26 protein-coding genes are annotated in these 24,290 nt (G+C 32.9%); 17 read left to right on the top strand and 9 right to left on the bottom strand.

Annotated elements, in window-relative coordinates; translation table 11 throughout:
• Positions 1–14 precede the first annotated feature (14 nt).
• The gene (locus AC1EUV_RS06070; protein WP_480197786.1) at positions 15–1,643 is read right to left on the bottom strand and encodes an acyl-CoA carboxylase subunit beta; all 1,629 of its coding nucleotides are present in this window, start codon (positions 1,641–1,643) and stop codon (positions 15–17) included.
• A 71-nt stretch (positions 1,644–1,714) separates the two neighbouring features.
• Positions 1,715–3,196, bottom strand: a complete 1,482-nt coding sequence (locus AC1EUV_RS06065) for a helix-turn-helix domain-containing protein (protein ID WP_480198284.1) — start codon at positions 3,194–3,196, stop codon at positions 1,715–1,717.
• A gap of 128 nt (positions 3,197–3,324) precedes the next feature.
• Between AC1EUV_RS06065 and aceB the strand changes: the two genes are divergently transcribed.
• The 11 genes from aceB (at position 3,325) to AC1EUV_RS06010 (ending at position 12,772) form a co-directional block, all read left to right on the top strand.
• The gene (gene aceB, locus AC1EUV_RS06060; RefSeq protein ID WP_480197785.1) at positions 3,325–4,923 is read left to right on the top strand and encodes a malate synthase A; all 1,599 of its coding nucleotides are present in this window, start codon (positions 3,325–3,327) and stop codon (positions 4,921–4,923) included.
• 68 nt (positions 4,924–4,991) lie between these two features.
• A complete protein-coding gene (locus AC1EUV_RS06055; RefSeq protein ID WP_480197784.1) occupies positions 4,992–6,623 on the top strand; it encodes an isocitrate lyase in 1,632 nt (543 codons plus the stop codon).
• A gap of 134 nt (positions 6,624–6,757) precedes the next feature.
• The gene (locus tag AC1EUV_RS06050; protein WP_480197783.1) at positions 6,758–7,120 is read left to right on the top strand and encodes a DoxX family protein; all 363 of its coding nucleotides are present in this window, start codon (positions 6,758–6,760) and stop codon (positions 7,118–7,120) included.
• Positions 7,121–7,126: 6 nt separating this feature from the next.
• Positions 7,127–7,657: an NADPH-dependent FMN reductase gene (locus AC1EUV_RS06045; protein ID WP_480197782.1), complete on the top strand. Its 531-nt coding sequence runs from the start codon at positions 7,127–7,129 to the stop codon at positions 7,655–7,657.
• A 3-nt stretch (positions 7,658–7,660) separates the two neighbouring features.
• Positions 7,661–8,086, top strand: coding sequence for a DUF1801 domain-containing protein (locus tag AC1EUV_RS06040; protein ID WP_480197781.1), 426 nt, complete (start codon positions 7,661–7,663; stop codon positions 8,084–8,086).
• An 11-nt stretch (positions 8,087–8,097) separates the two neighbouring features.
• On the top strand, positions 8,098–8,529 hold the full coding sequence (locus AC1EUV_RS06035; protein WP_480197780.1) for a (4Fe-4S)-binding protein: 432 nt from the start codon (positions 8,098–8,100) through the stop codon (positions 8,527–8,529).
• Between the two features lie 2 nt (positions 8,530–8,531).
• Complete coding sequence (locus AC1EUV_RS06030; protein WP_480197779.1) at positions 8,532–8,813, top strand: GNAT family N-acetyltransferase; 282 nt, start codon at positions 8,532–8,534, stop codon at positions 8,811–8,813.
• 14 nt (positions 8,814–8,827) lie between these two features.
• The gene (locus AC1EUV_RS06025; protein WP_480197778.1) at positions 8,828–9,076 is read left to right on the top strand and encodes a glutaredoxin family protein; all 249 of its coding nucleotides are present in this window, start codon (positions 8,828–8,830) and stop codon (positions 9,074–9,076) included.
• A gap of 10 nt (positions 9,077–9,086) precedes the next feature.
• Complete coding sequence (locus AC1EUV_RS06020) at positions 9,087–9,524, top strand: MarR family winged helix-turn-helix transcriptional regulator (protein ID WP_480197777.1); 438 nt, start codon at positions 9,087–9,089, stop codon at positions 9,522–9,524.
• A 235-nt stretch (positions 9,525–9,759) separates the two neighbouring features.
• Positions 9,760–10,629, top strand: coding sequence for a pirin family protein (locus tag AC1EUV_RS06015; protein ID WP_480197776.1), 870 nt, complete (start codon positions 9,760–9,762; stop codon positions 10,627–10,629).
• A gap of 115 nt (positions 10,630–10,744) precedes the next feature.
• Complete coding sequence (locus tag AC1EUV_RS06010; protein WP_480197775.1) at positions 10,745–12,772, top strand: oxidoreductase; 2,028 nt, start codon at positions 10,745–10,747, stop codon at positions 12,770–12,772.
• A gap of 13 nt (positions 12,773–12,785) precedes the next feature.
• Here the strand turns inward: AC1EUV_RS06010 and AC1EUV_RS06005 are convergent, their stop codons facing one another.
• Entirely contained in the window at positions 12,786–13,781 is a 996-nt protein-coding gene (locus tag AC1EUV_RS06005) for a hypothetical protein (protein WP_480197774.1), read from the bottom strand.
• Positions 13,781–14,848 carry a prenyltransferase/squalene oxidase repeat-containing protein gene (locus tag AC1EUV_RS06000; protein WP_480197773.1) on the bottom strand — a complete coding sequence of 356 codons (1,068 nt, stop codon included), beginning with the start codon at positions 14,846–14,848 and terminating at the stop codon, positions 13,781–13,783. Before AC1EUV_RS06000 ends, AC1EUV_RS06005 begins: the two co-directional genes overlap by 1 nt.
• 111 nt (positions 14,849–14,959) lie before the next feature.
• Between AC1EUV_RS06000 and AC1EUV_RS05995 the strand changes: the two genes are divergently transcribed.
• The 6 genes from AC1EUV_RS05995 (at position 14,960) to ettA (ending at position 20,385) form a co-directional block, all read left to right on the top strand.
• Positions 14,960–15,349, top strand: coding sequence for a hypothetical protein (locus AC1EUV_RS05995; RefSeq protein ID WP_480197772.1), 390 nt, complete (start codon positions 14,960–14,962; stop codon positions 15,347–15,349).
• 38 nt (positions 15,350–15,387) lie between these two features.
• Positions 15,388–17,214, top strand: coding sequence for an adenylate/guanylate cyclase domain-containing protein (locus tag AC1EUV_RS05990; protein ID WP_480197771.1), 1,827 nt, complete (start codon positions 15,388–15,390; stop codon positions 17,212–17,214).
• 47 nt (positions 17,215–17,261) lie between these two features.
• Positions 17,262–17,771, top strand: coding sequence for a Pycsar system effector family protein (locus AC1EUV_RS05985; protein WP_480197770.1), 510 nt, complete (start codon positions 17,262–17,264; stop codon positions 17,769–17,771).
• 20 nt (positions 17,772–17,791) lie between these two features.
• A complete protein-coding gene (locus tag AC1EUV_RS05980; protein WP_480197769.1) occupies positions 17,792–18,376 on the top strand; it encodes an HD domain-containing protein in 585 nt (194 codons plus the stop codon).
• 87 nt (positions 18,377–18,463) lie between these two features.
• A complete protein-coding gene (locus AC1EUV_RS05975; protein ID WP_480196406.1) occupies positions 18,464–18,646 on the top strand; it encodes a CAL67264 family membrane protein in 183 nt (60 codons plus the stop codon).
• 47 nt (positions 18,647–18,693) lie between these two features.
• A complete protein-coding gene (gene ettA / locus AC1EUV_RS05970; protein WP_480197768.1) occupies positions 18,694–20,385 on the top strand; it encodes an energy-dependent translational throttle protein EttA in 1,692 nt (563 codons plus the stop codon).
• Between the two features lie 9 nt (positions 20,386–20,394).
• On the opposite strand, the gene AC1EUV_RS05965 is transcribed toward ettA, so the two are convergent.
• The 5 genes from AC1EUV_RS05965 to AC1EUV_RS05945 all read right to left on the bottom strand — a co-directional run bounded on the left by AC1EUV_RS05965 (position 20,395) and on the right by AC1EUV_RS05945 (position 24,252).
• Entirely contained in the window at positions 20,395–20,763 is a 369-nt protein-coding gene (locus tag AC1EUV_RS05965) for a DUF2200 domain-containing protein (RefSeq protein WP_480197767.1), read from the bottom strand.
• Between the two features lie 27 nt (positions 20,764–20,790).
• Positions 20,791–21,234 carry a hypothetical protein gene (locus tag AC1EUV_RS05960; protein WP_480197766.1) on the bottom strand — a complete coding sequence of 148 codons (444 nt, stop codon included), beginning with the start codon at positions 21,232–21,234 and terminating at the stop codon, positions 20,791–20,793.
• Positions 21,235–21,274: 40 nt separating this feature from the next.
• Positions 21,275–22,021, bottom strand: coding sequence for a DUF6090 family protein (locus AC1EUV_RS05955; RefSeq protein ID WP_480197765.1), 747 nt, complete (start codon positions 22,019–22,021; stop codon positions 21,275–21,277).
• Between the two features lie 109 nt (positions 22,022–22,130).
• Positions 22,131–23,465: a S41 family peptidase gene (locus AC1EUV_RS05950; RefSeq protein WP_480197764.1), complete on the bottom strand. Its 1,335-nt coding sequence runs from the start codon at positions 23,463–23,465 to the stop codon at positions 22,131–22,133.
• A 31-nt stretch (positions 23,466–23,496) separates the two neighbouring features.
• Positions 23,497–24,252, bottom strand: a complete 756-nt coding sequence (locus AC1EUV_RS05945; protein WP_480197763.1) for an MBL fold metallo-hydrolase — start codon at positions 24,250–24,252, stop codon at positions 23,497–23,499.
• Positions 24,253–24,290: the final 38 nt, after the last annotated feature.

Here is a 24,290-nt window from a genome sequence, read left to right as displayed (position 1 = left end):
ATAATTTGGTAATATCAAACTTGTAAAAGTCCCAAGTTAAATGGTTTTTCAATCGGTGCATGATTGGCAGCTTCTATACCCATAGATATCCAGGTTCTAGTATCTAGTGGATCTATAACTCCGTCTGTCCAAATACGTGCAGCTGCATAATACGGAGATACTTGTGAGTCATATCGAGACTTTATTTTATTGAAGAGTTCTTCTTCTTTTTCTTTAGTAATTTCTTCACCTTTCTTTTTTAAAGAGGCAGTTTCTATTTGTAATAATACTTTAGCAGCCGAATTACCACTCATTACTGCTAATTCTGCACTTGGCCAAGCAGCTATTAATCTCGGGTCATAAGCCTTTCCACACATGGCATAATTGCCAGCACCATAAGAATTTCCGATAACAATCGTAAACTTTGGTACTACAGAATTACTAACCGCATTTACCATTTTAGCGCCATCTTTTATAATACCACCATGTTCTGATTTACTACCGACCATAAATCCAGTTACATCTTGTAGGAAGACTAATGGAATCTTCTTTTGATTACAATTAGCAATAAAACGAGTTGCTTTATCAGCTGAATCAGAATAGATTACACCACCAAATTGCATTTCACCTTTTTTAGTTTTTACAATTTTTCGTTGATTAGCAACTATCCCTACAGCCCAACCATCGATACGAGCATAAGCTGTTATAATGGTCTGGCCATAACCAGCTTTATATTCATCAAATTCTGAATTGTCTACCAAGCGCTTAATGATTTCATACATGTCATACTGATCATGTCTGGCTTTTGGAAGTATACCATATATTTCATTTGGGTCTAACTTAGGACGCTGAGCTTCAGTCCGATTATATCCAGCTTTTTCAAAATCACCAATCTTACCTATAATATTTTGGATAGTAGACAGGGCATCTTTGTCATCTTTCGCTTTATAATCTGTAACACCAGAAATCTCACAATGTGTAGTTGCACCACCCAAAGTTTCATTATCAATACTTTCTCCGATAGCAGCTTTTACTAGATAACTTCCGGCAAGAAAAATACTTCCTGTCTTATCTACAATCAAAGCTTCATCACTCATAATAGGCAGATAGGCTCCACCTGCTACACAACTACCCATTACAGCAGCTATTTGTGTAATACCCATGCTACTCATTACGGCATTATTTCTGAAAATACGTCCAAAATGTTCTTTATCTGGAAAAATCTCATCTTGCATAGGTAGATATACTCCTGCAGAATCAACTAAGTATATAATAGGCAATCGATTTTCAATAGCAATTTCTTGAGCACGTAGGTTTTTCTTTCCCGTTATTGGGAACCACGCACCTGCCTTTACTGTAGCGTCATTTGCTACAACAATACATTGCTTATCTTGAACATATCCAATTTTAATTACAACTCCTCCAGATGGACAACCGCCATGTTCTTGATACATATCTTCACCGGCAAAAGCACCAATTTCAATCGATGGTTTTTTACTATCCAATAAAAAATCAATACGCTCGCGAGCTGTTAACTTTCCTTTCTGGTGATGTTTGTCAATTCGTTTTTGTCCACCACCTAATTTGACTTTAGCTAAGCGTTTTTTTAAATCTGAAACCAGTAATTTATTATGATCTTCGTTTTTATTGAAGTTGATATCCATTAAAATCTATAATTATTTAGAATTGTGCTAAAGTACAAAATTGTGTGATTTACCAAGAGTACTTAATCAATTCAATTTGAAAATTTATCCATAATTGAACTAACAATATTTTCAATTTCTTTATGACGCCTTTTAGTAATTAATTTAATTGGTTCAGCAGCTCTTTCTGCACAATTTTTAATTGCACAGGTTTCACAAGTAACTCCTACTTCTTTTGTTTTAATTGTCGTGTCATTAAGAAAATTGATATGCTTTTTTAAGTGTGGAGAAATCAACATGCCTATGCTCACACTTCTGTAAACACCTTGTTTAAAGGGGTCTTCTGTTGCAGATGATAATACTAGGTATTTACTCTTACTATCTGGATAATCTGATATCTGTACATCAAATACGTGTTTCTTATCATGTTGATTAGATAATAAATTCAGAGTCCGCAATGACACCCATCTCCTACAATAATGCTCTTTAGATTCAGTAGCTCTGGGTGCTTGTTGTTGTGTAATATGTAGCTCTTTATTAAGGTGATAAAGATTACTGCCTAACTCATGTGTAAACCTTAAAAAGAACAAGTTTTTAAAGTGAAATTGCTTAGGTAGAACATTTGTTAATCGCTGGTAAAATGTTTCGGGAGAGTTGGTAAACTTAAACATTAATTCAGTAAATGAATCTTTATGAAATGTTTCTTTTTGGAAGAAATTTTTTAATTCTTCAATCAACCGATCCTTTGGTATTAATAAAGCTCCTGCAAAATAGGAGGCTAAAAAGTTATTTAAAACCTGATCGAAATTCTCAAACTTTATCCAAGGAAAAGTATACAGTCGATCCTCAATTTTTAAATAGTTATAAGCTATTTCTTTTGCATAAATAAATCGTTTTTGAGATTCACCTATATTACTACTTATTAGCAAATTTTTCTTTTTAGGAATGAAAATTGAGCGTAACTCATTCAGGTTGTCATGTTTAGATAACTCTTTATTATTTATGGTGTATTTATATTCTTCAATTAATATTTCTTCTAATTCTTTTGTAGAAACTTGTTTGGAAAGATTGACACTATAGGCTTTGGCAAATTTTTCTACTACTACTTCTATTTCTTCAAAATAATTATTTTGAGCTTCTTGATAGGAACGTAAAGATGCCAAGAAAAAGCTTTCTTTTGAAAAACTATAATGCTGAGCAATTTTTATAACTGTGTTTATAAAGGCATTTACTTTAACAGGAGCATTAGCAACAATATCTATAAGAGTACTCTCCTTAATTCCAAAAACTTCAAGAGGTATTTCTTTCAAAATTTTAGATTGTAAAATCTCACCAACTGGAGCAAGATTCTTATCTAATTTTAATGAAACTAAATGATCATAAGGAACTTCTAAAGCGTCAGAAAGTATTACTATTTTATCTGTTTTAGGATATTTTTTTCCTTTTTCAATCTCGTTTAGATAAGATTTTGAAAGCCCAGTTAATTTTGATAATCCAAAAAGAGATAGATTCCTTTCGGTTCGTATTTGCTTGATTTTCAATCCAAAAATCAAGCGAATATATTCTTCTTCAATAACCATAGTGTTGCAAATTATGATCTGCGAATGTACAAAAAATAATAAATTTAAAAAATTTAGCGAACGTTCGCTTGTTTGCTAACGTTTTTTATTATATGTTTGTTGCGTCATCTAAAAAATATACTATGATATTTAACGAAGTAGTTGCCAATAAGGTGAAAATTTACAGTTCAAATATTTCTAACTATGAAGAAGTATTAAGTGATGGAGCTTTAGAGTTTTTAATCAATTTACATGATCGTTTTAATGATAAAAGATTAGAATTGTTAGTGAAAAGAATAGAACAACAAGAAAAGTTCGACAAAGGTTATTTACCAACTTTTCCAAAAGAAACAAAAGAAGTTCGAGAAGGCGACTGGGTTGCGGCTCCATTACCTCAAGATTTGTTAGATCGAAGAGTAGAAATTACAGGGCCAACAGATCGCAAAATGGTCATTAACGCTTTGAATTCTGACGCTAAGGTATTTATGGCAGATTTTGAAGATAGTAATTCACCAACTTTCGATAATATGATGGAGGGGCAGATCAACCTTAGAGATGCTGTAAATAAAACAATCACTTTTGATAGTCCCACCAAAGGAAAAACATATCAATTAAATGAAAATGTTGCAACACTATTGGTTAGACCAAGAGGTTTACATCTAAATGAAAAACATTTAACAATAGAAGGTGAAGCGATGTCTGGCTCTTTAGTCGATTTTGGCTTGTACTTTTTTCATAATGTAAAACAATTATTGGCTAATGGTAGTGGGCCTTATTTCTATCTGCCAAAATTAGAGCATTACCTAGAAGCTCGATGGTGGAATGAAGTTTTTGTATTTGCGCAAGAATATTTAGGAATTCCGCAGCAAACTATTAAAGCTACAGTTTTAATAGAAACGATTACTGCCAGTTTTCAACTAGATGAAATTATTTATGAGTTGAGAGATCATATGGCTGGCCTAAATTGCGGACGTTGGGATTATATTTTCTCTTATATTAAAAAATTAAAAAAGCATAAAAACTTCTTTGTACCAGATAGAGCACAGGTAACTATGGCCACACCATTTATGGAAGCATATTCATTACGAGTAATTCAAAGGTGTCATAAGCGCGGTGTGCATGCTATGGGCGGTATGGCAGCGCAAATACCTATAAAAAATAATGAAGAAGCTAATAAAAGAGCTTTTGAAAAGATTAAAAAAGGCAAAGAACGTGAAGTTAAAAATGGTCATGATGGTACATGGGTAGCACACCCAGGCTTGGTTACATTGGCTACAGAAATTTTTAATATACATATGCCAACTAAAAATCAAATTCACATTAAAAGAGCAGAATTAAATGTTACTGAAGAACAATTAATTGAGCAACCTAAAGGTTCGATTACCGAAGAAGGAATTAGAGAGAATATCAATGTTGGTATCTTATATATAGAATCGTGGTTGATGGGCAAAGGTGCTGCGGCATTATATAATTTAATGGAAGATGCAGCTACAGCTGAAATTTCAAGAACACTTGTTTGGCTTTGGTTGCAAAACAAAGTTATGCTAGATAATGAAGAAGTTTTTAGTATAGAGAAATATGTTCAATTGCAACAAGAAGAAATAGAGAAAATTAAAGAATTAGTGGGGGAGGAACGCTATAAAAAAGGAAAATTTGATTTGGCTATTGAATTGTTCGATAAGCTGGTTCTTACTGAAGATTACCAAGAATTTTTAACGCTAGAAGCATATCAATACATATAAAAAAACCACCCCAAAACCGCAAAATTAAAGGGTGATTTAATAAACGTAAATTAATACAATACAAAACTATGAAAAATCTCAGACAAGCAAATTATAGTTCTGCAATAGATACTATAAAAAACCTTAAAGAAAAGTACGGACACACCTGGAATACTATTAAGCCAGAAAGAGCAGCTAGAATGAGGATGCAAAATCGTTTTAAAACAGGATTAGATATTGCCAAGTACACTGCCTCAATTATGAGAAGTGATATGGCTGAGTATGATCTAAATCCATCTAAATACACACAGTCATTAGGATGCTGGCATGGGTTTGTGGCACAGCAAAAAATGATTGCGGTAAAAAAGCATCATAAAACAACTAGCAAAAGGTATTTGTACTTATCGGGTTGGATGGTTGCTGCATTGCGCTCAGAGTTTGGACCATTACCAGATCAATCAATGCATGAAAAAACAGCAGTTCCATCACTTATTGAAGAAATTTATGATTTCTTACGTCAAGCAGATGCTATTGAATTGAATGATTTGTTTAGAAAACTTGAGAATGGTGAAGATGTGCAAGAGAAAATAGATAATTTCGAAACTCATATCGTCCCTATTATTGCAGATATTGATGCAGGTTTTGGTAATGAAGAAGCTACTTATTTATTAGCTAAGAAAATGATTCAAGCTGGTGCTTGTGCCATTCAAATAGAAAATCAAGTTTCAGATGCTAAGCAATGTGGTCATCAAGACGGGAAAGTTACGGTGCCTCATGAGGATTTTATTGCTAAACTAAATGCTATACGATATGCATTTTTAGAATTAGGTGTAGAAGATGGCGTTATTGTAGCAAGAACAGACTCTGAGGGTGCTGGTCTTACGCAAAAATTACCTGTAAGTAAAGAACCAGGTGATTTAGCATCGAAATATTTAGCATTTGTTGAAGCTGAGGAGATTACTATTGAAGAAGCTAAGGAAGATGATGTGCTGCTAAGAAGGAACGGAAAATTAGTGCGGCCTACTAGATTAGCAAATGGTCTATATAAATTTAAAAAGGGATCTAACATCGATAGGGTAGTCTTAGATTGTATAACGAGTTTGCAAAATGGTGCTGACTTATTATGGATAGAAACCCCAACACCAGATCTAAAGCAAATCGCTCATATGGTTAATAGAGTTAGAGAAGTTATGCCAAATGCAAAATTAATATACAACAACTCTCCATCCTTTAATTGGACGCTAAATTTCCGTAATCAGGCTTATGAAGACATGTTAGAAGAAGGTGAAAATATGACTGGTTATGATAGAAATAATTTAATGGATGCTCAGTATGATGGATCAGAATTATGCCATAGGGCAGATGTGAAAATTAAGAATTTCCAAGTTGATGGAGCAAAAGAAGCTGGTATTTTCCATCATTTAATTACATTGCCTACTTATCATACAACAGCACTGCATATGAATGATCTCGCCAAAGATTATTTTGGTAAAGAAGCAATGCTAGCTTATGTAAAAGGTGTACAAAGACAAGAAATTCGTAAAGGAGTTTCATGCGTGAAGCATCAACGAATGGCTGGGTCTGATCTTGGCGATGATCATAAAACATTCTTTGCTGGTGATAATGCGTTAAAAGCAGGAGGTGAGAAAAATACTTCTAATCAGTTCAAATTGGTTGAAGAAAAAGCACAAAAAGAGCCAGTAATGAACGCCGTAGCCTAGATAAATATATCAAATTATAAGAGAGCCTCCATTTTGAGGCTCTTTTTTTGTTTAGGTAAATACCATGTAAATAGTTTCCTTGGAAACTAAATTTATTTTTCATAACTTTGCATCAAATTAAAAACATAATCAAAATGAAAAGAGATAAAATAATCTATTACATCGCAACTGGCTTGTTAACTTTATTAATGTTATTTTCAGTTAGTCAGTATTTCTTTAATCATGACCAAGTGTCAGAGTTTTTTAAAGGTTTTGGCTATCCGACTTATATCATTTATCCATATGCTATTGCTAAACTATTTGGTCTTGTAGCTATTTGGTTTGTTGGTAATAAAGTTTTAAAAGAATGGGCTTATGCCGGATTTTTCTTTGCATTCGTATTAGCCTTTTTTGCACATGTTATGATTAACGATGGAGAGCAAATGGGAGCTGTAGTGGCGATGGTGTTACTTATTGTATCATATATTTATAGTAAAAAATTAGGAAAAACATTATAAAACAACATGAAGAGAATCACAGCTTTTGCAGGAAGTAGTAGTAAAACATCGATCAATAAACAATTGGCTGCCTACGCAGGTAGTTTATTATACGGTAATGAAGTAAGGGTATTAGACCTAAACGATTATGAGTTGCCATTATATAGTATAGATATAGAGAATGAAAATGGCATACCAGAAAATGCTAAGGAGTTTTTAGAAGAGTTACAATCTTCTGATGGGATTATCCTTTCATTGGCTGAACATAATGGGGCTTATTCGGCAGCTTTTAAAAACTTGTTTGACTGGATGTCTCGTATAGATGGTAAGTTATTAAAAGACATTCCAATGTTGTTAATGGCAACCTCACCAGGAGGTAGAGGAGGAGCTTCAGTTTTAGAATTAGCAAATAGTCGTTTCCCTTACATGGGCGGAAACATTGTGAGTAGTTTTTCTTTACCAAGCTTTTTTGATAACTTTAAGGAAGGAAAAATTTCTGATGAACCCTTGAATGATAAGTTAAAAGATGCTGTGGAGGTCCTAAAAAATAAATTTTAAGCGATGTCATCATATTTAAAAACTAAAGAAAACAATGAAGATGTTTTAACATTCCTAAATACTATTGAGGATGCGACTAAACAACAAGATTGTTTTGAGTTATTAAATATGATGAAAGACATTTCTGACACTGGCGCAAAAATGTGGGGTAGTAAGATGGTTGGATTTGGTAAGTACAGCTATAAAACTAAAGCTGGCAAAGAAGGTGAGTGGTTTTTAACAGGATTTTCACCTAGAAATAGAAAGAATGATATTTCATTACACCTAATGTTTGGTTTAGAAGATCAAACCGAACTTCTAGATAAATTAGGAAAACACAGTATGGGTAAAGGCTGCTTATATCTTAAAAAACTTTCAGATGTAGATACATCAGTTTTAAAAGATATTATTAGCAATTCTTATCATCATATGAAACAAAATACTAACTAAATTTTACTGATATGTCAGATACAAAAGAAGTAGTAAAACATTATAGTAATGACGATATTACTGTAGTTTGGAAACCAGGAATATGCATTCATGCAAAAAATTGTTGGAAAGGATTATTACAAGTATTTAATCCACAAAATCGTCCTTGGATCAATATGGATGGAGCCTCCACAGAGCGTATAAAAAAGCAAGTAGAAGCGTGTCCTTCAGGAGCATTATCCTATATCTCAAAGGGAGAAGATAATAAAGAAGCTGTTCAATTGGAAACTAAAGTAGAGGCCTTAGAAAATGGACCATTATTAGTATATGGAACGTTGAATATTACAAACTCTGATGGCTCAAAAGAAGTGAAAAATAAAACAACAGCTTTTTGTAGATGTGGCGCTTCAAACAATAAGCCTTATTGTGACGGAGCTCATGTAAAAGTAGATTTTAGAGGATAACTATGAATATTCAACAAGAAGATGATGGTAAAAAAGGAGAATTTTACCTCGAAGTTGATGGAAAACGAGAGGCATTAATGACTTATACTTGGGCCGGCAGCGATAAGCTTATAATAGATCATACAGAAGTTGGCGATGGCCTAAGAGGGCAAGGAGTTGGTTATAAGTTGGTAGAAGCTTCAGTTAATTTTATGAGAGAAAATAATATAAAAGCAATGCCTTTATGTCCATTTGCTAAAGCTGTTTTCGATAAAAACCCTGAATATTCGGATGTGTTATTTTAATGAGAAAGTAAACTATGAAGATAAAATTATACGGTAAGAAAGGTCATGCGCATACAGTAGCATATAAGAACTTTTTGAGGATGGCTGAAATACCATTTGAATACAAAGACATCATGGTGGACGAAGATGCTAAAGCACATACTCAAGAACTATATGATGGAGCTATTAAAGTACCAACATTATTTGTAGATGAGGAAGTGTATAAAACACCAACTTCAGACACATTTAATAAGGTAATGAAAGACTTAAAGTTAAGAGGGTAATTTGCTGGTAATGGGTGATATAGCTAAAGATATAAATTCAAAATTCGCAAATGACAAGGTGAAGGCTTTATTAAATATTATATATACAGCTAATTGGATTAGTAGTAAACAAAATACATTTTTTAAACCTTACGGAATATCACCTCAACAATATAATATCCTTAGGATTTTAAGAGGAGCCAAAGAGCCTTTAAAAGTTCAAGTTATTAAAGAACGAATGCTAGAACGAGCACCCAATGCAACTCGTTTAATGGATAAACTTTGTGCAAAAGAATTAATTGAAAGATTATCTTGTCCGGATGATAGGCGAGTGGTGCATATAAATATTACTAAAAAGGGGTTGGATCTTTTAAAAGTAATTGATACTAATTTTAATGAAGACTTACTGGCTAACTTAAATAATAAAGAAGCTACTCAGTTAAGTGATTTATTAGATAAGATTAGATAATGTTGTTATTCCTGCGTGGATAGGAATCCAGTAGAATAAAATTTTTTACATTAATTGTTTCCTAGGAAACTAAATCATTTTATTCTAAACTTATTACAGAATAGAGACAAGACTTATTACAGAATAGAGACAAGAAGAGAAAACATGAAGCTAAAATTTAAAAAACAGAAAATACCAAACAACTTTCTATTTAATACCAAATAGAAATAGAAGTATAATCTGAAATAAAAATAAAATGAATAATTTAAAAACTATAGAACATAAACTAGGTAGTCCATTAGTAAATATGGGGCCAATACGATTACGGCAACCGATACCAAATACAACGATAGACCAGGTAGATCCATTTTTGTTATTACATCATTATGGTCCTTATGCAATTAGTGCATTTAACAACCCTTTTGATTTGGGTCCACATCCACATAGAGGATTCGAACCTATAACATTATTGTTTAAAGGAGAGCAATTGCATCGCGATTCTTTAGGTAATGAAATGTTGGTAAAAGCAGGTGATGTACAATGGACAACAGCTGGACGTGGTATTATTCATGCAGAAGGGCCTTCTAAAGAGTTTGTTGAAAGAGGAGGTGAATTGGAAGGTATTCAGCTATGGCTAAACCTTCCGGCTAAAGATAAAATGATGCCAGCAGCATATCAGCATGTTAAACATGAAGACATGCCGGTAATAGAAAACGATGAGAAAACTATTAGTTTAAAAATTGTGGCAGGAGAACAAGCTGGTAAAAAAGGAGTGGTTAAAACACAGACAGATGTTAACGTATTTACAGTGAAGGCTAAACAGGAAGGAACAATGAAAGTTGTAATTCCTGAGAGTCACAAATCATTGATCTATTTGTTAGACGGAGAAGTATTCGTAAATAATGAAGCTTTACTTAAAAAAGGAGCCATGCAAACGATAACATTTAATCAAGATGGTAATAGTATAGAATTTGAAGCTAGACAAGAAAGTACTTTATTAATACTATCTGGTGAACCGATTAATGAAAAAGTAGCTCAATATGGGCCCTATGTAATGAATACTCAAACTGAAATTATGGAAGCCATGAGAGACTTTCAGCAAGGTAAGATGGGGTATTTATATTAATATTTTCTGTAAATAGTGAATGCACATAAAACTCGAGTTAACTCTCGAGTTTTTTTCTTTATAAAAAGAAAGTTATCTTGCAGACTATTATGCGTGCATAATAAATTTTTAAACTATGAGTAAGTACAAACATATTTTTGAACCATTAGATTTAGGTTTTACTACAATTAAGAATAGAATTTTAATGGGTTCTATGCATACGGGTTTAGAGGAAGAGAAAAATGGATACGAGCGTATGGCAGCATTTTATGCAGAGCGTGCACGAGGAGGTGTCGGTTTAATTGTTACTGGAGGTATTGCACCTAATATTCAAGGATGGACAGGGCCTTTTTCTGCTAGATTGAGCTCAAAAAAACATGCTAGACATCACAAGAAAATAACTGAAGCAGTTCATAAAGAAGGTGGTAAAATATGTATGCAAATATTACATGCTGGTCGTTATGGATATCATCCTTTTAATGTGGCTCCTTCTGCGATTAAGGCTCCAATAAATCGTTTCAAACCTTTTAAATTAAATAAATCAGGCATCAATCGTACTATTCGCGATTTTGTAAACTGTGCTAAGTTGTCTAAAGAAGCTGGTTATGATGGTATTGAAATTATGGGCTCAGAAGGTTATCTGATCAATCAATTTATTACCGAAAGAACCAATAAGCGCAGTGATGAATATGGTGGGAGCTACGAAAACAGAATGCGACTACCAATTGAACTAGTTAAAAAAACAAGAGAAGCAGTAGGTGAAGAATACATTATTATCTATAGATTATCGATGCTCGATTTGGTGGAGAAGGGTAGTACTTGGCAAGAGGTGGTTCAGTTGGGTAAAGAAATAGAAAAAGCTGGTGCTACCATTATTAATACAGGTATTGGCTGGCACGAAGCGCGTATTCCTACTATCGCAACCTCAGTTCCTAGAGCTGCTTTTACTTGGGTAACCAAAAAAATGAAGTCAGAGATTTCTATTCCGTTAGTTACTTCAAATAGAATTAATATGCCAGAGACTGCTGAGAAAGTTTTGGCTGAAGGTGATGCCGATATGATCTCTATGGCACGCCCCTTTTTGGCAGATGCCGATTGGGTAAATAAAGCTTACACGGAAAAAGATGATGAAATAAATACGTGTATTGCTTGTAACCAAGCATGTTTAGACCACGTTTTTAAGCAAAAAGTAGCTAGTTGTTTGGTAAATCCTCGTGCTTGTCACGAAACAGAATTAGTTTATACAGAAGCTTCCATAAAAAAGAAAATTGCTGTTATCGGTGCAGGCCCAGCAGGATTGGCAGCTTCTACAGTTGCGGCGCAACGAGGTCATGAAGTTACGTTGTATGATGCTGATAGCGAAGTTGGTGGGCAATTCAATATTGCGAAGCAGATACCTGGTAAGGAAGAATTTTACGAAACCATTCGTTATTTTAAAAAACAATTAGAGTTACACAACGTAGATGTGCAGTTAAATACTAGAATGAACGTAGAAGATTTAGCTAAATTAGATTTTGATGAAGTTATTTTGGCTACTGGTATTATTCCACGTACGCCTAGAATTGAAGGTGTAGATCACGAAAAAGTATTAAGTTACATAGATGTTTTAAAGCATAAAAAGCTTGTAGGTAAAAGAGTTGCAGTTATTGGTGCAGGAGGGATCGGTTTCGATACTGCTGAATATTTAGCTCACGAAGGAGAATCACCATCATTAAATATTGATACTTGGTTAAAAGAGTGGGGTATTGATAAAACTATGGAAGCCAGAAGTGGCATTGAAGGTGTTAAACCCGAAATAGAACCATCACCAAGAAAAATATTTATGTTTAAGCGTAGTAAAGGAAAGTTTGGAGGTAAATTAGGCAAAACCACAGGTTGGATTCACCGTTCTACATTAAAAAAGAAGAATGTTCAGTTTATCAATCAAGTAGAATATACTAAGATTGATGACCAAGGATTACATTATGTTCAAAATGAAGAGGAAAAGCTCATAGATGTTGATAACGTAGTAATCTGTGCAGGTCAATTACCTTTTAAAGAACTACTAGAACCTTTACAAGCTAAAGGATTAAAAGTACATGTAATTGGTGGAGCCGATATTGCTGCAGAACTAGACGCAAAAAGAGCTATAGACCAAGGTAGTAGGTTAGCCGCTAAAATTTAATATTTGACAATAACTAATATTTAAGCCACTGCCATAAAGAGGCTGAGATAAGCCCTAAAGTGTGTTGTTCAACTTGTTTAGTAGGATTTAGTTTTTGAATAGAAAAAACTAGCTTTTCGATAATATCATTGGAAATTTTTTCAGCTAGATTCGATTGTGTCCATATAGTAATTAATCGTTCATTCAAAGATTCATCGTGATCATTTGTAAAGATTAATGGGTCTTCTAAAGCAGCTTTATATAAGAATAAATTCCACTGATTAGCTTTAAGATCATTCCATACATCTTTAGCATCGTCAATGACCCAATAGCAATTCCCGATGGACCTTCCTATTCCATGCATGAGTAATTCTTTATTTCTAACATTACTTTTAGCAACATACCTAGCCATCACTTCAAAAGGACCTGATGACTTAAGTTCAAGTGCAGATCTGATTTCAGTTAAATTTGTTGTATTTAAGTGTTTCGTTTTAGAAAGAAAAATCTGTGCTTCGAATAAATGTTTTAACAGATTAAAGATAGTTTCAGACTCATGAATCGTTTCTTCATTAATATCCTGAAGAACTCCCTTTGTTAAACTACTCAAGTATTCTTCCATTGGACTTAGAGAATAATTTTCAGAACAGTTACTATTGATAAAAGGTTTAAATACCTGTAAAGAAGTAACTCTATCTACACCTATATCAGTTTCGTCACATACATAATCAAAAACACTAATACCTAAATTAAAGCGTCCACACCAATCTCGAGATATTGCCATTTCTTCGGCATTTAACGAAAATAGTTCACCAAATACTTTAGCAATTAGGGCGCCAAACCCATATACTGATTTTAATTGACTAGATGTTGGGATCGTTAAATCATCCTTAGAATGTTTGATCTTAACATCTTTAAAATCTACACGTTCTCGTGTTTCAATATATTCCGCTAAAAAATCTTGATGATTTGGTAATCCTGCCTTTTGCCAGGCTATAAAAAAAACGGTTTCAAAATGGTCATCCCAATTCATTAAGTGGTAGATTCTTTGGCTTTAAAGCTATTATATTGTTGAGATTCTGTTTGTCTACAGAAATCTAAGGCATAACAAGCCATAGCTGTAGCAAAAATTCCGTTTTGATCTTTAACATAGGAGTTACCCCCTCCATTTTCTAGACTCCAAGTATTAACAATAGCTGGGTTTTTAATATTGGGCATAGGAATACGCAAAATATAATCTCCATCCCAAGATCCATTAGATTGTTGAGATTGTAGCAAAGCTTTTAAGCACTGTTCCCTTTCTTTATTAGTACCAATATATGATAAATGTGTTAATGTTTCTAATGCCATAGCGGTTGAAAAAGCATTCGATTCATCAGATGATTCAATACCAAACGTTCCGTTTGAAAGTTGTCGGTTAATCAAGCTTTTTACAATTTTCTTAGCATGTTCTTTTGGTAAAACCTTTTGTTGTTTAAATAATGCTCTTAATAAAAGTGTTGTAGTATAATAAGGACCTCGCCACCAATAAGAATCGATAAAACCTTCATTCTCTTGATCAATCAACCACTGTAAAATTACTGGTACTTTTTCATTATTAATATCAGCTAGTATGGTGGCAATAGAAACATCAGGGTGAGCCGACGTCCAACCAGCAATAATTTCCTTACTTGGTGCAGAAATGAATTCACCAATACCAGATTCTATGTTATAGGTTGCAATACCATGTTCGATAAAATGACTCCATAAAAATGTTCTGGCTTTATGTAAGTCAATGTCTTTTAATTCATCAAAAGATTGTAAAGCCATTAAAGACCATGCTGTAGAATCAGCATCGGGTGGAACAATTGCACTATAAGACCAAGCACCCATTGCATGGCGAGAATTTAAAAGAAATTTTTGAGATGCTTTAATAACATCTTTTTGCTGGGTAAGCTTGCTAATGTGTGCTAGAACAAAACCAGTTACCCAAATATCAGATGTACCAGCCAGAGTAGGAAATCCTTGCCATCTACCATCATTATTTTGAGATAAAAGATAATTTATTCCATTATCGATTACTTTATCTATATCAGATTTAGACTTAAGAAATAAGTTCATCTACAGTTAGTTACAATTGAGTTTTAAAGATACTGGATTTTTTCACTTCAAAAAAAATTGATTATATTTAAAGAATCAATTAGAAATTAAACCTACTAAACCCCCTTCACAATGGACAGAATTATTACAATTACAGGCTGTGATCCAGTAAACAAAACACTCACCTTATCAGATAAGGGCACAACTAATGCAATACCAGGTGACCAGGTAACTTGGAAAATAGGAGCTGGCTCTGGCGTTGCGAAGATCGTTGCAATAAAAAATAAAAAAACATCAGTAGATGTATTTAGCCCAGACCCTCATCCACTTAATAACGGCACAACCGACTGGCAGGGAACAATTAATTCTGGAATAGAATTTCCTCCAAAGGGAGAGGGGCCGCAAGAGTTAACAGAAGATTACTCAATTACCTGGAATTCCGTAAGCGGAGGAGGTTGGCTGCAAAAAGATCCTATTAATGATATTCTTACGGATCCAAAAATTAGGGTTAAGCCTCAATAATAATTATGCAATTTAATAGAAAAACCTGTTGTCTTATAATGGGTTTTTTTTACATTTTACCATTTTCTAGTACTGCACAGGATCAGCGTATTGCTGATAGTTTATCAGCTATATATAAAGCAGATAAGGTTCAAGGGAAAGCTAAGCTGATCTTACTAGAAGATTTGGCTTTTAATGAGATTAATGATTTTGAAAAGGGTTCACAATATGCCGAGGAGTTAATCAGCCTATCAATACAACTAGGGGATAATCATTACATGTCAAAGGGTTATTTTCAAAAAGGTAATGCAAAACAACTTATGGGGAATTGGGAAGAGGCAATAGCTTCTTATTTCAAAAGTGCAAAAATTGCTAAAAAAGAAAAATTAAGTTCGCTTGAAGGAAGTTCTTATGGTGCGATTGCAGATATTTATTCTAATTCTGATAATCACACAAATGCCATGCTTTACTATGAGAAAGCAATTGTTACCTTAAGAAATTCGACAGATAGAATAGCTTTAGCGTCTTTTATTATGAATGCGGGAGATGCTTTACTAACCAATAAAAAATATGATTCAGCTTTGGTGTATTTTAAAGAATCTGGCGAAATTTTTGAAAAAATCAATTACCATGTTGGAAAAGCATATAATTTAGGTAATATTGGTATGGTGTATGCCAATACTGGCAAAAGTAATTTAGCTGAAGCTAATATTAATGAAGCTATTGACATATTAGAAGAATCTAGAGATTATTATCCAATTAGTGTATATCTCATGGCTATGTCAGACATTTATGTAGAAAAAAAAGATCATGGTTCTGCATTAAATTATGCCCATAGAAGTTTAGAATTAGGGGTGAAATATCAGCTTAAGGATCAAATAGCAGATGCCAATCTTAAACTATCTGAATTATATGAAACAGCCGGTAATGCAGCTAATTCCTTAAAACATTATAAAGCTCATATTGCTTATAGAGATAGTGTTAACAATATAACCACCGTACAATCTATGGCCGATCAGCGTACAGACTTTGAGGTATCCCAAAAACAAACAGAGCTTGATCTTGTAGAGCAAAGACGAAAAAATCAACAAAACATTGCCATTGCTACAGCAGTTACAACTTTATTAATTGGGTTTTTAGCATTTGGACTGTACAGGCGTAATAAATTTATACAACGCACAAAAAAGATTATTGAAGAAGAAAAGGAGCGCTCTGATAATTTATTGCTAAATATATTACCCGAAGAAACCGCACAAGAACTAAAAGAGACAGGTAAGGTACAAGCTAAAAAATACGATTCAGCAAGTATTTTATTTACAGATTTTAAAGGCTTTACATCGCTTTCAAAAGAATTGCCTCCTGAAGACTTGGTAAAAACCATAGGCTTATATTTTTCAAAATTTGACTCGATTATTGAAAAACATGGTTTAGAAAAAATAAAAACCATTGGTGATGCTTATATGTGTGTTGGAGGATTGCATGGTGATAAAGAAAATCATGCTTACAGAATGGTGCTAGCCGCTTTTGACATTGCTGCATTTGTGAACGAAGCTAAAAAGACGGCATCAGCAGATAAATTAACATTCGATATCCGTATCGGTATTAATACTGGTCCTGTGGTAGCCGGAGTGGTAGGAACCAGGAAATTTGCCTATGATATATGGGGCGATTCTGTAAATGTAGCAGCTCGTATGGAATCTAATTCTGAGCCTGGTAAGATTAATATTTCAGAAGATACTTATAAAATCGTAAAAGATAAATTTGAATGTGAACCTAGAGGTGAAATAGCCGTTAAAAATAGAGGTAAGATGAAAATGTATTTTGTTAATGACTTAAAAAACAAAGAGATATCCGCTGTTAGTGTAGAAAATACTATAGAAATTTAAGTTTTTATTGTATATTTATAGAACTAGATCAACCAAGTTATTTATACATGAGTGTTATCGATCCTAATAATTTTTGGGAACAGTTAGAAAGATTAGAAAAATTAATTAGAGCGTCAGAATTAAAAGCTGGTGTTATTTTTTCTTTTCATAGTCTTATTTTAGGTCTTTTTGCTGATCGAATAGAACATTTTAGTCAAATTTTCAAAGGAAATATTCTACTAATTTTCTTGGCTATTTTTTGGATAGCCTCCGTCTTAATTTCGATCTATTTCTGTTTTAAATGTTTTAGACCTCGTATTGAGCTTAAATACGATAAAAATGTATTTTTTTTTAGAGACGCGGTTAACAGTTTTGGTGATATTAAAGATTATACCAAAAAGATAATTGATGTTGTCGGAAGTGAAGAAGAACTATTCAAACAACTAAGTGAACAAATTCACGTCGAAAGTAAAATAATAGATCAAAAATTTAAGAGTGTTAATCAATCAATTAAGTATTTTGGTATCAGTTTTATTTTTATAATTCTTATACTGTTGTTATCATTGATTAATCTATAACAGCGGATTAATTTCATTTAATGAAAGGGTATATTAAGCTTAGAAAAAGGATTTTAGAGATTCTACAGACTGAGTTATCTAAAAAACTCTACTACCATGGTCTTGGTCATACGTTAGATGTTCTATATGTCTGCAATCAATATATCAAAAGAGAAAAAATTGACCCTTACAATGCCAAATTACTTAGATTGGCAGCTTTACTCCATGATATTGGTTTTATTACGTCCAACAAAAATCATGAAGAACATGGTGTAAAGATTGCAGATGCGTTAATGACTGAATTTGGTTTCTCAAAAAAAGATTTCAAAATTATTAAAGGGTTAATTATGGCGACTAAAATTCCACAATCACCCAAAAATAAGTTAGAAAAAATTATTTGTGATGCAGATTTAGATTATCTAGGTAGATCAGATTTTAAAAAAATTAGCAAAGCTCTTCTTAAGGAACTCATTGAGTTTTCCGAAATTCAACCTGAAGAATGGAGTACCATTCAAATTAAATTCTTAGAAAAGCATAAATATCATACTGATTTTGCAAAAAAGAATAGACAACCCAAAAAAGAAGAAAGAATTTCTGAACTTAAAGAATTGGTAACAAATAGCTAAGCTTGTTCATACCAAAAGAATGTTAGCTTGTAGCATACTACTCAAAAAATTCCGATATTTGTCATTCCCTAACCAAAACTGAAAAATATGGCAATGAATAAAAATACCGTTTTAGGCTACGCAACAATGTTGATGATAATAATGGGCATTATATTAATTTTAATGGGTGCTTACCGTTATGATGACGTAGCAGGATGGGGTTTTGCAACAGTAGGTATTGGTTTTTTTGCTATTGCCTGGGTGTTTAATGCACTTAAGGGACGCGTTTAATTATTTCATTTTCTATTTTTACTTAATTTTTACCAAATTAACTAACTATGTCTGACGATAAGAAGGTCATTTTTTCAATGAATAAGGTTTCTAAAACCTATCAAAGTACCAATAAACAAGTTTTAAAAGATATTTATCTAAGTTTTTTTTATGGAGCCAAAATCGGTATTCTTGGTTTAAATGGTTCCGGTAAATCGACTTTATTAAAGATTATTGCTGGGGTTGAAAAAAGTTATCAAGGCGATGTTGTTTTTTCACCAGGATATAAAGTTGGGTACTTAGAGCAAGAACCTCAATTAGATGAATCTAAAACAGTTATAGATATAGTTAAGGAAGGTGTAGCAGAAACTGTTGCAATATTAGATGAATACAATAAGATCAATAATATGTTTGGTCTAGAAGAAGTGTATTCTGATGCAGAGAAGATGGAAAAGTTAATGGCGCAGCAAGCAGAATTACAAGACAAGATAGATGCTGCAAATGCTTGGGAACTAGATACTAAGTTAGAAATTGCAATGGACGCGTTGCGTACCCCTGAACCAGACAAACCAATTTCCGTATTATCTGGTGGAGAAAGAAGACGCGTAGCTCTTTGTAGATTATTATTGCAAGAACCAGAAATTCTTTTGCTAGATGAGCCTACAAACCATTTAGATGCAGAATCTGTACATTGGTTAGAGCATCATTTAGCACAATATAAAGGAACTGTAATTGCGGTTACGCACGATAGGTATTTTTTAGATAATGTAGCAGGTTGGATACTTGAACTAGATAGAGGAGAGGGTATTCCTTGGAAAGGAAATTACTCATCTTGGTTAGACCAAAAGTCAAAACGATTAGCACAAGAGAGCAAGTCTGCTTCAAAACGTCAAAAGACACTAGAGCGAGAGTTGGAATGGGTACGGCAAGGAGCTAAGGGTCGTCAAACAAAGCAGAAAGCACGTTTAAAGAATTATGATAAATTAATGAGTCAAGATCAAAAGCAGCTTGACGAAAAACTTGAAATATATATACCAAATGGGCCTAGATTAGGTACTAATGTAATAGAAGCATCAGGTGTTTCTAAAGCTTTTGATGATAAATTGTTATATGAAAACTTAGGTTTTAACCTACCTCAAGCAGGAATTGTAGGTATAATTGGGCCAAATGGTGCTGGTAAAACCACTATTTTTAAAATGATAATGGGCGAAGAAACTCCTGATAAAGGAGAGTTTAAAGTTGGTGAAACTGCAAAGATCGCTTATGTTGATCAGAGTCATTCAAATATTGACCCTAATAAAACTATTTGGCAAAATTTTTCTGATGAGCAAGAACTTGTAATGATGGGCGGTAAGCAAGTAAATTCTAGGGCTTATTTAAGTCGTTTTAATTTTGCTGGAAGTGAGCAGAATAAAAATGTATCTGCACTTTCTGGTGGTGAAAGAAACCGATTGCATTTAGCAATGACATTAAAAGAAGAAGGCAATGTATTACTTTTGGATGAGCCAACTAACGATCTAGATGTAAATACTTTACGTGCTTTAGAAGAAGGGTTAGAAAATTTTGCAGGCTGTGCAGTTGTTATTTCTCACGACCGTTGGTTTTTAGATAGAATTTGTACTCATATCTTAGCTTTTGAAGGCGATAGTCAAGTATATTTCTTTGAAGGTTCTTTTTCTGATTACGAAGAGAATAAAAAGAAACGATTGGGTGCAGACATAATGCCAAAACGTATAAAATATAAGAAGCTAATTAGATAATCTTAGTAATTAAGCTCGTAAAATTTTCTCCATTTTACGACCTCTTGCCAATTCATCAATCAGCTTTTCCATGCGTCTACATTGTTTATACACTTCAAATTCATCTTCTATTTCTTCAATTCGATAACCACAAACAACTCCTTTAATCATGTGTGCATTGGAATGGATTTTTGCTTTTTCAAAAAACGTTCTAAAAGTTACTTTTTCTGTAATAAGTGATTTTAATTTATTTTCGTCAAAACCTGTAAACCACTCTATTACTTGATGGAACTCTTCTTTTGTTCTTCCATGCTTTTCTAATCTATTCCAGTAAAGAGGGTAAATAGATGCAAATATCATATTAGCTGCTTTCTCATTTTTCTCAACTGTAACTTTCATTTTTATTTGATTTTGAATTAATGTGTATTATTGAATAGAGCTATTCTTGATCTTTTTGAGTGCTTTAGGAAATGTGTTAGTCATAAATTCTTGATGCTCATCCATAACATCAATTTCAACCTTAAGTGTGTTTATGTTATTACCTTCGATAAGTATATAAGTTTCTGTAGCTCCAGTCCATTTTTTTGTTTCATCATCAACAGGTTGTTCTTTTCCTGATTCGACGCTTCCTATATGCTTAAATGTAATGATTTTATTAGGAATATGCTTTTCAATAATACTGTAGATACCATTTTGGTCTGATCCTAGAAAATGTACTTTACTTCCTTCTTCCCAGTTATGTGCTACTACATAAGATCCTTCAAAGAAAACACTTGCCCATTCACGATAAGCTTTCTCATCCCAAAGTGCTTTCCAAATCGCAGCTTTTTTAGCTTTAATATCAATAGAAAATTCTAGTCGGTTGATCATATTATTTGAATAAATATTTTACAAAGTATCTCTACATTTTTTATTTATTTAATTCTTTTTTTAAGCTTGATTGAAGTTCTTTGTTTGCTGCTAAAAGTTTTTTGAGTGCAGATAAAGTCCATGAGGTTTTAATTCCTAAATCGAACAGTAATTGGTCTAACTCTATGGTGCCATATTGTTCTTTTAGTTTTGATTTAGAAAAGATATTAGTTTCTCTTAAGTCATAATAGTCTAGATGATAATTCTTAAATAATTCTTTGGTATCATTAACCCCGTATTTTGATAAAAATGGTTTTATTGGTTTCTCTTTATAATCTGATAATTGTTCAATAGCTTTATCTACATGACTCTCTTTTATGAAATAATCATCGATTTTATCTCTGATATAATCTTTGCTTATTTCCTTGATATATTCTGAATAATTAGCTTCAATTACTAAAGAAAAAATCTGTGCGGCTCGTAAAGTACTGTAGCTAAATAATGAATCATTAACCGAAACCCCTTGAGTTTCTTGATAAATATTATTGAGCATTGATTTATCTCGTTTATAATACTTAATATTAGCATTTATTCTGTTTTCATCGGCTTGCAAATCGGTAATTATACGAGCGTATAACGCTCTTTCATTTATTCTATCTTTTCTTTTCTCATTCCAATTGTTGATTTGAAGTGCAATTAAAATTCCAATAACAACAAGAATAATCTCACCAATAGCATACTTAATGTACTTTCCAGTTTTTCCTTGGAAAAGTAGATTTTGCCTAATTTTTCTAAAGAATTTTATCATATCCTATTTTTCAAAAAAGCGGAAATATTAAAGATTGTAATAGTGAAAAACAAGATTTAGATATCGCTTTGATTTAATAAATTTATTATAATGAAAATTTTATCAAAGGTTAATTATTTTTTTTATTCTTATCTGTACGACCTGTGTCATATAACCCTTCAATAGCAACAATTTTGTTATTCTCTTTCAAAAATCTCACTCTAAAGTAGGAAATACCACTAACCATAAATTTATTTTCATCCATCGGGATAAGTTCATGCTTTCCGCGGTTTGCTCTTTGGTAATATAATTTACCATTTTCCATAGTAACTTTTCGTTCATCGTAAGTTCCAACATAGGTTTTTAATATAGATTTCTCTACAGTTACTGGGTTGTTCAAAGTCTTTTTATTACCCAACATCCAATCATATCTAAATTTTTGTTGATGATCTGTAGCTTTGCCAGCTAAATATTCTAAAGCGTTTAGTTCTGCAATGTCTAAAGCTTTATCGGCTTTGACTTTAATATGAGGAACAACTCCAGTTCCTTCCCAATTGGTTTTAGTAATTGGATTTATAGCTCTACCAGAAGGTGTCCATAACATGAAACCCTCGCTAACATTAATCGTTCCTCCAGGATGAGCACCACCACCCGTTATCTCACCTATTAGTGTAGCTCGCTCTAAATTTTTTAAATTATATGAGAATTCTTCTGCCGCCGAAAATGTTCTATTACTAGTAAGAACATATACTTTTGCGTTTGGATTTCTTTTTCCCGGAACATGTGGTAATGTCCACGTTTGCGTTTTAGTATCAGTTGGTCTCCAATAAAAATTATTAAGATGCACACGCTCTGGAGAAAATAAGTAGCTCGTAATTAATTGAATCATGCTTGGTGATCCGCCTCCATTATTACGAAGATCAATAATAATTACACCAGTATTACTCAAAAAATTCATAGCGGCAACTGCAGTTTCACTTGCATATTGAGGATCCATAAAAGCTCTTAAATCTAAATAGCCAATATTACCATCCAGTATTTTAACATCTTTAAATCCAAAATTTTGAAATCGCATTCTATTAACACGATTCTCAACCAATTTAAGACTATCTTCTTCGTTAACGGCTTGCTGTTCTTCAGGAATTCTTTCAGGATTATAAATTACCCTGAGATGCTTATCTTTACTAACCGCTTGTAAGTCTTTGGTAAGAGTTGTAGCAAAAATATGGGGATCATTTATGGATTTATAATTCCCTTTGTTGAGATTGCCTTTTATTTGCAAATTCATTTTCTCAGCCACCTTTGGAAATACATAATTGGAACTTATGATGCTTGCAACAGAGTCAATAACTTTTGAAATTTGTGCCTGAGTTATATTAGTTGTTCTATTTTGAGCTTCTAGCTTAATTGTTAAATAGATGAATAAAAAGCAAGCTAGAAAGATTGTATATTTATTTTGTTTCATCTTCTTTACTAAATATTGATTTCTAATAGTATTATTTCATATACCAATCGCGTAAACGTACCTCAATGTTTTTGTTCTTAGCATTTACCAATTCTTTAAACTTTTTGGTATCACTAATATCTGGTCTTCCTCTATAGTGATATGGGTATACAATTTTAGGTTTAAAATCTAAGACAGCACTAGCCGCTTGGTTTATATCCATAGTGTATGGTAAATTCATACAAACAAAAGCTACATCTATGCCGCGTTGATTACGCATCTCTTGTATATCTTCTGTATCACCAGAAATATAAATACCTTTTCCGCCAAGGTTTATAAAATAACCATTACCACGTCCTCTTGGGTGACGAGAAGTATTATCCTCAGGTAAATTATACATAGGCAATGCATTAATAAATATGTTATCTTCTACATGTATTCCGCCATTTTTTACAACGGCTAATTGTTTTTCATAATCTTTTTTAAGCATATCTGCAACTGCCTGTGGAACTACAAATTTTGCATTCTTAGTATCTAATTCTTTTAAAGTTTCAAGATTGGTATGATCTCCATGTATATCGGTAATCAAAATTAGATCCGGTTTATCTAGATCTTTAAAGCGTTCGGCTCCTCCGTAAGGATCTATATAAATGGTTTTACCATTCCATTGTAAGACCAATGTGCCATGTAAAATAGGCTGAATGATAATATCACCTTCTTCAGATTTTATAACATCTGGGTCTGGTCGTTGGGCAAAACATAAAGTTGTAATGAACAGTACTAATAAGAAGGGGAATTTAGTTTTCATTTGTTTGTTTTAATAGTTAGATTGTTCAGATGTATTTA

The sequence above is a fragment of the Maritimimonas sp. 2304DJ26-3 genome, from assembly GCF_056591635.1.
The sequence above is the reverse complement of the archived record's forward strand: the minus strand, read 5'-3'. Positions and strand labels throughout refer to the sequence as shown.